Here is a 9162-nt window from a genome sequence, read left to right on the forward strand (position 1 = left end):
GCGACGAAGTTCTGCCAGCCCTGCCAGGTGGTCACCGGCCGGGACCGTGCCGTCGTGTCCGCATGGATGTGTGCCCACGTGTCGTCGCTCGATCGCGCACCGGGGGTCACCATTTCAGGGCCTCCTCGTGTGCGTCGTAGAGCCCGTACCCCGTGTACGGCGTACGGCGGTGCGGGGGAGTCGGGGTCGGTTTCGTCGGCGCACCACCCCCGCGGTGGTGACTCGTCGAGGCCGTCGTCGAGTTCGTCGAGGCTGTCCCCGCCCGCCCCCGGGACGGTGCCGCCGAGGTCCTGCCCCCGCCCTTCGTGCACGGGGGTGTCCCGGTGGGGGAATCCGGATGGGTGTGCCGCGGGAGAGGAGGCGTTGTTCGGTGCGGGTGGCCCTTCCGGCGCGGGCACGGCGCATGAGCCGGTCGAAGGCTTCCGCGAGGTTCGCTTCGTGGATGTCGGTGTCGGTGTGGGGGATGACGGTGGCACGCACGTATTGCCGGGTGCGTTCGTCGAACGGGTGGTGGGCGTGGTCGCGGTGGATCCACGGGATCTCGGTCGACTCGCCGTCGGGCAGGCGGATCCACACGTGGCGGCCGTCGGGGGGTTGTGGTGGACCTCCCATTTCCCGCCTCGGGCGGCGATCGGGGAGGACTGCCCATCGTGATGCGGCACCCGATGCGTGTCCATCCCGGCGGCCGTGGGCCGCACGCGTAGGGCTGTGACCCGCGACAGCCCCGCGCGGGTCGGATGACCTGACACCAACACCGGTTCCCCGGGCGGCTCCTGGGCTCCATGCCAACCACCGGCCGACGCGGGCCTCTGGCCAATCGGGGGTACGAACGACAGCAGGCCCCGGAACCGGAGTGATGGTGGCGACGATTCCCGCATCCGCCACCGCGTCGCCGGCGATGACGATCGCCACCTCGACCGATTGCCTCGAAACCGGTCGCGACCCGGTTGTGCAACGACTTCGGCGACGACTACCCGATGAGTCGGGCGCGGCGTCTGTGTGAATCGCTGTCACTCGGCTGCGTGTCGGTCGTGCATGCCGTGGTCGGCGGCTCGGCGTTGGAGGTATTCGATGTGGTGGAGCAGGGCTTCGACTTCTTGCACCTCGTCGGCATCGACCATGCCGGTGCCGAAGTTGGACGGCGCGTTGTACTGCTTGAGGAGCGCATCCCGGTGGTCGGTGTGGTGCTCGTGCAGGAACTCCAGCAGCGAGTCGCCGACGTGCTCGATGGGGCTGTCGGGGCGGGCGTTGCGAGGGAGGGCGAAGACCGTGGTGCGGCCGTCGGCGAGTCGGCTCAGACGGTAGCCGACCGTTTTGCCACCGTGACGCTGGCGGAGTCCGAGCGGCTTCACCAAGGGGAGCAGGTCGCGAGCGAGCAGGACCCGTTCCTCTTCCTCCTCTGTACGGAGCCATGACACGGCCGGCGGGATCACCAATTGCCACGGCCGAGCAAAGAACTCGACCAACAACTCCTCGGTCATCTCGTGCGGCTCGCCCAACACAAAGAACTCCGGTGGAAAGGGAACGCCATAGCATCGGCGCAGGATTTCGGCCGACGTCAACCCGTTCACGGGGGCCCTTCGCGCAAGTGGCGTCCCGCTCGCCCCGGTGCGGCGAGAGCCCACACCACCACTGCACCGCAACGCCCGGCACGACGTCAAACAGACCGACTCGCGACGTGGGTCCTATGCCGGCTTCTCCAACTCATCAAAACAACTCCCGCACCCGGTGACAACGCCACCGGGCGGCCCACCGCGCCGCACCGCACGCCTCCACGACAGCTTCGCGGACGGCGCGGGCTGCACGCTCACCCCCAACGTCTCGCACGCCGCCACAAACGCCTCGGACACGAACACCTTGCCCCGGTCGACCACGACCGTCTCCGGCACGATCACCGGCCGCGCCGCCGCGCCCTCCAACCGCCCGTCCACCGCCGCCAGCCGCTCGTAGGGCACGCTCGCCCGCGACAACTCCAACGCCTCGGGCCAGTGCGGCCGCATCGGATGCGGCACCACCATCTCCGAACAAAGCGGCGTCGACCGCCTTGGTCCCCTCCGGCCGCAGCACCGCCGCCACGATGCTCCGCGTCGCCACGTCCACCGCGATCGTCAACTCCGGCCGCCCCAACCGGCCATCGTCCAAAACGGCCATCACGTCCAGGCGGGTGCTGTCGACCCGGACCTGCTCACCCGGCCGCGACGCACCCACCGGAGCGAACGGCGGCGGCGTCGTCGCGCTCGCGGTCCGCGCCGGCAACTCCGCAGGATCGGCCAGAGCGTTCACCAACCGATAGAACGTCGCCCGCGACGGCAAGGCCACCACACCCGGCCCATGCGCCCGGTCCAGGATCTCCCCGGCCAACCGCCGCAACCCCTCCACCGTCCCCTTCGACCGCCCCCGCTGCCGCCGCAACGCCTCCAACACGGCCACCACCACCCGCTCGTCGCTGCGCCCGGTCGCACTCGCGCCGCGCGTGGCGCGCTTGTCGACCAGACCCCACAGGCCTTGCCTTCGGTACCGGCCGCGCATGCGCTGCACCGTCGTCCGCGAAACCCGCCCGAAACCCAAAGCAGTCAAGTCCTCGGCCGTGGCCCGTTCCCGCTCGGCCGACGTGAATCGCGCCGGGTCGTACTCCGGCCGCACCACCCCACCGCCGTCGGGCCCGCCCGCACGACCACATTCCACCTCCCGGATGTACCGCTGCCACGCCAACGCCCTCTCCCGCGCCGCGGCCGGGGCGGTCTCGAACAACCCCCACCGCGGCTGCCCGACCCCCGCACCCCGGACCGCGAAGTCCGGATCGGCGAACAGGTGCCCGGCCGGCACCACCTCGTCGTCCCCGCTCTCGCCGACCAGGTGGAAGCATTGTCCGGACAGCGCAACGATCTGCCATCCCGCTCCGCGGAACCGCACATGCGCCCCCACCGCGACCACCGGCCGCCCACCCCGCCGCGCCCCGCTCAAAGCCGCCGTCACCACCGCCGCGGCCTGCAGCGCCCGTTCACCGCCCGCCTCGGCACGGCCGGGGAAGTCGGCCGGCAGCGCGGTGCCGTCCGTGTACCGAGCGAACACCCGCAGTACCCACGAACGTGTCCGCCCGTCCGCCGCGCCGCGCCACAACAGCCGCACCGGCCGCCCCGCCATGCCCACACCTGCGGATCACGGCTGGCACCATCACCTGCGCGCGCACTGCATCCGACCCGGCCCCCACCCACCACACACAAGGCCGAACCCGAGGAACAACCGTGACCGCGAACCCGCCCACCCCACCGATGGACACCGACACCGACCGGTACGTGCCCCCGCCCGACGCCCGGATCGTTGCCACCCGCGTCCTGATCACCGCCCGCGAGAACCTCCGGGACACCATCGCAACCGAAGCGAAGACCTGAATCCACCGCTGCACGGGCGCCGGCGAGACCCTCGCCGTCAACGCCTGCCCACGCGAGTCCGAACTCGACGAGGACGTCCGCCGCATCACCTTCCGGGCCCGCCCCACCGCCCGCGTCTCGGCCTCGCGACACCCTGCCCGGCGCCACCCGCCGCCGTGCCTTCGACCCCGCCGTCTCGCATCGCCGCCGTGTGACGCCCCACGCCCACCCACCGCTGCGCCGTACACCCGGTGGCGCCCACGCCCGGTTGACGTGGCCGAAGGCCGCAAGCATGAAATGATAGGAGTTTGGTGTCATTGCCTCATGTTGTATGCGATTCCCCACCTCGAGCCGGTTGACCTGCGGGTCCTGGAACAGGTCGACGCGATGCGTGACCGGCTACGCCACGCCGTCCGGCAGGCCCCCGTGAAATGGACGCTCGATCTGTGCAAGGCCCTGACGGCCAGCGCCATCGCGGCGTCGAACACGATCGAGGGCTACCGGGTCGACGTCAAGGACGTCGCGGACCTGATGGACGGGGAACGCGAGGTCGACGCGAGCGACGAGAACAAGGCGGAGACGCTGGCCTGCCGGCAGGCCATGACGTACATCCAGTCGCTGCACGATGTCGCCGACTTCCGGTACGGCAAGGAACTGCTGAACGCGCTCCACTGGATGTTGCAGGGGCATCATCATCCGCTGAAGACGGCGGGGCAGTGGCGAAAGACCGCCATCCGGATCACGGCCCCCGGCGACGAGTTGGAGACGGATTACGAGGGGCCGGATCAGGAACTGGTCCCCGGCCTGATGGGCGAGCTCGTCGACTGGTTGAACGAGGGCGACCTCGACGACCACGTGCTGATCCGGGCCGCGATGGCGCACCTGAACCTGGTGAAGATCCATCCGTGGTCGGACGGCAACGGGCGGATGTCCCGCTCGCTGCAGACCCTGCTGATCGCCCGCGGCGGCGTCCTGGCCCCCGAGTTCTCCTCGATCGAGGAGTGGCTGGGAATGCCGGGCAACACCTGGGACTACTACAAGGTGCTCCGCGAGGTCGGCGGCCCCCTCTGGTCACCCGGGCGCGACACACTGCCGTGGATCAAGTTCAACCTCCTCGCCTACCACCAGCAGGCCCAGCGAGTGCGGCACCGTGTCGACCGCTCCAACGAATGCTGGGTGCAACTCATGGAGGCCGCCGAAGCCGACGGCATCACCGAACGGCAGGTCACAGCCCTCCACGAAGTCGCCATGGTCGGCAGGGTGCGGCGCTCCCGCTACGAACGGGCCGAAGCGATCAACACCCAACAGGCGACACGCGACCTCCAAGCGCTGACGAAGGCAGGGGTACTGACCGCCGTGGGACAGACCAAGGGCCGCCACTACGTCGCCGGCCCCCGCTTCCCGCAAAACCTGCTGGAGATCGCCAAGCGACCCCACCGCATCGTCAACCCGTACACCGAGTGACACGCCGGGGAGTCATACAGCCAGGGATGGCACCGGCCAGCCGACACCGGCTGCCGGAGCCGGTGGGTCGGACGGGCCGTGAGAATACCCGCCCCACCCGGGTTTCCTCGTCCGTACCGCCCGGCCGCGTCCGCGGTGCTCCCGGTCTGCGCCCCGCGCAACCTGACCAGATGCTCCTCCGCTTCCCCCACGAGCTCGCCGGACGGATGCCTGCGCCGGTCCGGCGACATGCCCTGACACCCCGCCCGCCGGCGCCGAAGGGCCGGCCCGGGCCTTCGGCCGGCGCGTCGGCCGGCGCCGGCGCCACGGCGACGACCGGGCCCTCGTGCCCTCGGCCGGATGGGCCCCGATCCCGGCCGGCACTCGCCACGCCGAACCGGTGGGCGCTTCGAGCGAGCCGTCCTTGCAGCGGGCTTCTAGTCGAATTAGAATCGATCTGTCTATCGTGGATAGAATCCACGAGTGAAACGAACCGACCTCGTCCGAGAGTTGGAAGCCCTCGGAGCCGTCCTGACCCGGCACGGCGGCAACCACGACATCTACGAACTCAAAGGCCAAATCCTCGTGGTCGCGCGTCACCGCGAGATCAACGAGATCACCGCTCAAAAGACCCTGAGGAAGGCTAGAAACGCATGACCCCCACCGTCTACCAGGCCACCGCCGAACGGTCCGGCGTGTGGTGGGCCGTCAGTGTCGAGGACGCCGCCGGTGGCGTGTACACCCAGGGACGTACCCTCGCCGAAGCCGCCGACATGGCCCGGGACGCCGTCGCGGCCGCGTTGGACGTGAGCCCGGACGAGGTGAGCGTCGAACTGTCCGTGGCAGGCACCACCGAGGCCCTGCACGCCCTGGATCAGGCGCGGCGGGCAGCCGAGGAAGCCGACAGGACGGCGAGCCGAGCGCTGGCCGACGCCGTCGCGACCTTGCTGGACACCGGAATGAGCCAACGCGACGCGGGCCGGGTCCTGGGACTCTCCCACCAGCGTGTCAGCCAACTTGCTCCGCGACGGACCACCACGCAACGCCCCAAACGCGGAAAACTCCAAGACGCCTGAGCCGAACCGGCGCCGCAGTTCCTGCGGCGCCTCTTGGTTTCCTGTCGAGTTTTCCTGTCCGGTTTTCCTCACGACTTTCGGGTGCTCCGTCCCGGCTGTTTTGAAAGATCTTGTCGATTGATCATGTGTTGACCGTTGGGTTTGCAGGATCTGGGACTTTGGATCTTGGCTGCGTGGCCCGGGTCTTTGCTGTCTTGCTCGGCTTTGTCTGGCCTGTGGGCTGTGGTTTTGCAGGATCTGGGACGGATGGTCGGTTCCGTTGGGAAAACCGTGGGTGGAGGTTGGGCTCGCCTTGAGGGTGCTGATCTCGATGTGATGCGGTGATCACCTGCTGCGCGTCGCGATTGAGGATTCCCTTCCGGGACCGTCCCAGGGTCGTCGCGGCGTTCGCGGATCGTACGGCGAGGGATTCCGACGAGGGCTGGGGGACCGATGGCGGGCGGGTACTCGCGGGGCGCGGTGGTGGAGGCGGTCGTGGTCCGTCACCGCCCCTTCGGAATGATGGTCGAGATGCCGAACGGCGAGGTCGGCCTGCTGGAACCGGAGTACGCGGAGCCGACGTGGCGGGACACGGACGGCCGGTATCCGGCCGGGACTCGTCTTCGGGTCGTGGTTCTGGGCCACACCACACCCGGCCCCGCCGAGTTCCGACCCGCGTAACTGCGCCTGGCCTCCGATCCGAACATCGTCGACGCCGTCGAGAACCCGTGAACGCACGCGGGGGAGGTCGACGCGCTCGCGACCGACCCTGGTCGGCGGGCCATGGCGTGGTTGAGGCGAACCGGGGTCGCGGGCGTGGCGGTTCCTGTGGTGCCTTTCGGTTTCCTGTCGGGTTTTCCTTACGACTTTCGGGTCGGGTTGTTGATCGGGCGTCGGGCTTGTCGATGGCGCTGTGGGGCGTTGTGGCGGCTGGTGGGTTGGTGGCGGCGGATCCGGAAGTGAGGGCCGCAGGAGGGCGTCCGGGTGGCCTGTCGGGGGGTTCCTGGTGGTTGTCGTGGCGTGTGAATGGCCCGTGTCATGGCGGTGGTTGGTCGTCGGCGACGGGAGTCGACGGAGTGCCTGTACCGGTGGTTCGGATCCCTGTATCGCCGGCTGACGTGAGGTGACCGATCGGCTGCCGCAGGGTGATGAACGAGGCGTGAGACCGGTGTCGGCAGGCTGACCATGCACACCAACAACTACCCACACCGATCGCGGCCGTAGTAGGTTATCGGTCGACCACTAACGTAGGAGCGAGCATGACACGTACGGAAGACGACGCCCGCCGCGCCGCTGCCCAGCACGCCGTGGCCGAGCACCTGCGCCTCACCGCCGCGGGAGACACCGAGGAGTGGGTGAAGCTGTTCGCCCCGGACGCGGTACTCGAGTTTCCGTACGCCCCGGACGGCGTGCCGAAGCAGGTCATCGGGCGAGACGCCCTGCTCGCCCACATGCGCGGCTTCCCCGAGACCTTCGACGTCAGGTTCGTCGACCTCGTGTTCCACGACACGGTCGATCCGAGTCTCGTAGTCGCGGAATTCCGCTCGACGGGCACGGCGCTGCCCACCGGCAAGCCGTACGAGCAGACCTGCATCTCGGTCGTCCGCACCGACGACGACGCACGCATCACCCACTACCTGGACTACTGGAACCCCCTGGTCGCGATCGACGCCCTCACACCCTCCGAGGTGCCGGCCGCCTCCGACCGCAGCGTCACGTTTGGCGCCTGACCCCAAGCCATGTTGGACTGACGCCCATGCCTGCCGCCGGTACCAGCACCAAGAGCGACGAACGACGCCGGGCCATCATGGCCGCCGCGGTCGACTGCTTCGCACAAAAGGGGTTCTACGGGACGACGACGCACGAGATCGCCGAGTGGGCCGGCGTCTCCCAGCCGTACCTGTATCGCCTGTACCCCAACAAGGAAGCGCTGTTCGCGGCGGTGGTCGACCACGTGTCGGTCGTCATGACCGACACGCTGGTCGCCCACGCCCCGGCATCCGGTGGGGCCGGGCCGGAGCCGGAGGAGGCGCTGGGCGCCGCGCGTGACGCCTACGCCGCGCTCGTCGCGGACCGGAGCATCCTGCGTTTCCTCATGCACGCGAACTGCGCCGCCGGCGAGCCGCTCGTGGGGCAGGCCGTACGCCGGTGCTACGCCAAACAGGTCGCCACCGTTCGGCAGCTCCTGGGCGACGACGACGCCGTGCGGCACTGGTTCGGCGCCGGAATGCTCGACAACGTGGTCGCCGTGCTGGGCCTGGCGGACATCGACGAGCCGTGGGCGCACGTCCTCACCGCACGATGACCCGACACCGGCAGGTCGGCGACGACGGCCCCGGGTTCCGCGTGCCGGACGCCGGCCGGAGTCACGGCGCGTACTGGTTGCTCCGTCCCGGCAGTTTTGAAAGTTCTTGTCGTTTGATCGTGTGTTGACCGTTGGGCTTGCAGGATCTGGGATTTGGATCTTGGCTGCGTGGCCTGGGTTTTTGCTGTCTTGCTCGGCTTTGTCGGGTCTGTGGGCTGTGGTTTTGCAGGATCTGGGACGGATGGTCGGTTCCGTTGGGAAAACCCGTGGACGGTGGACGAGGTCGCCTCTCGGTGGCCGTTCGTGTCGTTCCTGATCGGCGGCGCCTCTCGGTTTCCTGTCGAGTTTTCCTGTCTGGTTTTCCTACGACTTTCGGGTCGGGTTGTCGGTCGGGCGCCCGGGCCTGTCGATGGCGCTGTGTGGCCTTGCCGAGCCCCTGGTGGCATGTGGCGGATCGGGGCGTGAGGGCAACAGGAGGGCGTCCAGGCCGCTTGTGGAGTGGTTGCTGGTGGTTGCCGGGCCGGGCTTGTGGTAGCTGTGGAGGGCTGGTCGATGTGCCTGCGGGTCGGTGCCGTTCGCCCCGTTGGGTGCGGTGGTGGGGCCGCGGAGCGGGCCGGGTCCGGTACCGGGTGGGGTTCGTGGATTTCCCCGGATCGTACCCGGAACAGGTTTTGATGCAGACCTTGTTCGTGGTGTGGCACGCACCTATATTGGAAGTGGCCTGCCCGGTGGTGAAGTCGCCTGTTTCCAATGATGGTTGGCGATGACGGTTCCAAGTCGCGTGATGTTGTGGGGTGTTGGTTTGCCCCACGAGTCGGTGCTTTGGCTTGTCGACCCCGGGATGATCGCGGCTTCGGACGCCAACCCCTGTTGTTGCCAACGCAGTTCCCGAGCGATGCGGTCGGTAGTGGGAGATGTTCAGTGCCGTGGGCAATCGCGTAGCGATTGGTGTTGGTTGGAAGTGACGGAGTCACATACAACCAACACT

At 68.9% G+C, this 9162-nt stretch carries 9 protein-coding genes; 7 read left to right on the forward strand and 2 right to left on the reverse strand.

Going from position 1 to position 9162, the window contains the following annotated elements:
* Window positions 1–1010 precede the first annotated feature (1010 nt).
* Both ACIBSV_RS37690 and ACIBSV_RS37695 read right to left on the reverse strand, forming a co-directional pair.
* Window positions 1011–1502 (reverse strand): hypothetical protein, encoded by a 492-nt coding sequence (locus ACIBSV_RS37690; protein ID WP_395871265.1) that lies wholly within the window; start codon window positions 1500–1502, stop codon window positions 1011–1013.
* Window positions 1503–1707: 205 nt separating this feature from the next.
* Complete coding sequence (locus ACIBSV_RS37695) at window positions 1708–3144, reverse strand: hypothetical protein (protein WP_395871267.1); 1437 nt, start codon at window positions 3142–3144, stop codon at window positions 1708–1710.
* Between the two features lie 101 nt (window positions 3145–3245).
* Here ACIBSV_RS37695 and ACIBSV_RS37700 point away from each other — a divergent pair, with 101 nt between their 5' ends.
* The 7 genes from ACIBSV_RS37700 (at window position 3246) to ACIBSV_RS37730 (ending at window position 8174) form a co-directional block, all read left to right on the forward strand.
* Window positions 3246–3392 (forward strand): hypothetical protein, encoded by a 147-nt coding sequence (locus tag ACIBSV_RS37700; protein ID WP_395871269.1) that lies wholly within the window; start codon window positions 3246–3248, stop codon window positions 3390–3392.
* A 303-nt stretch (window positions 3393–3695) separates the two neighbouring features.
* Window positions 3696–4835, forward strand: coding sequence for a Fic family protein (locus ACIBSV_RS37705; RefSeq protein ID WP_395871270.1), 1140 nt, complete (start codon window positions 3696–3698; stop codon window positions 4833–4835).
* A 462-nt stretch (window positions 4836–5297) separates the two neighbouring features.
* Window positions 5298–5471: a type II toxin-antitoxin system HicA family toxin gene (locus ACIBSV_RS37710; protein WP_395871272.1), complete on the forward strand. Its 174-nt coding sequence runs from the start codon at window positions 5298–5300 to the stop codon at window positions 5469–5471.
* Window positions 5468–5890 (forward strand): hypothetical protein, encoded by a 423-nt coding sequence (locus ACIBSV_RS37715; protein WP_395871274.1) that lies wholly within the window; start codon window positions 5468–5470, stop codon window positions 5888–5890. Before ACIBSV_RS37710 ends, ACIBSV_RS37715 begins: the two co-directional genes overlap by 4 nt.
* A gap of 474 nt (window positions 5891–6364) precedes the next feature.
* Window positions 6365–6550, forward strand: coding sequence for a hypothetical protein (locus ACIBSV_RS37720; protein WP_395871276.1), 186 nt, complete (start codon window positions 6365–6367; stop codon window positions 6548–6550).
* Window positions 6551–7128: 578 nt separating this feature from the next.
* Complete coding sequence (locus tag ACIBSV_RS37725) at window positions 7129–7599, forward strand: nuclear transport factor 2 family protein (RefSeq protein ID WP_395871278.1); 471 nt, start codon at window positions 7129–7131, stop codon at window positions 7597–7599.
* 26 nt (window positions 7600–7625) lie between these two features.
* Window positions 7626–8174, forward strand: coding sequence for a TetR/AcrR family transcriptional regulator (locus tag ACIBSV_RS37730; protein WP_391590010.1), 549 nt, complete (start codon window positions 7626–7628; stop codon window positions 8172–8174).
* Window positions 8175–9162: the final 988 nt, after the last annotated feature.

It is taken from the genome of Embleya sp. NPDC050154 (genome assembly GCF_044460165.1).
Classification (GTDB): Bacteria; Actinomycetota; Actinomycetes; order Streptomycetales; family Streptomycetaceae; genus Embleya.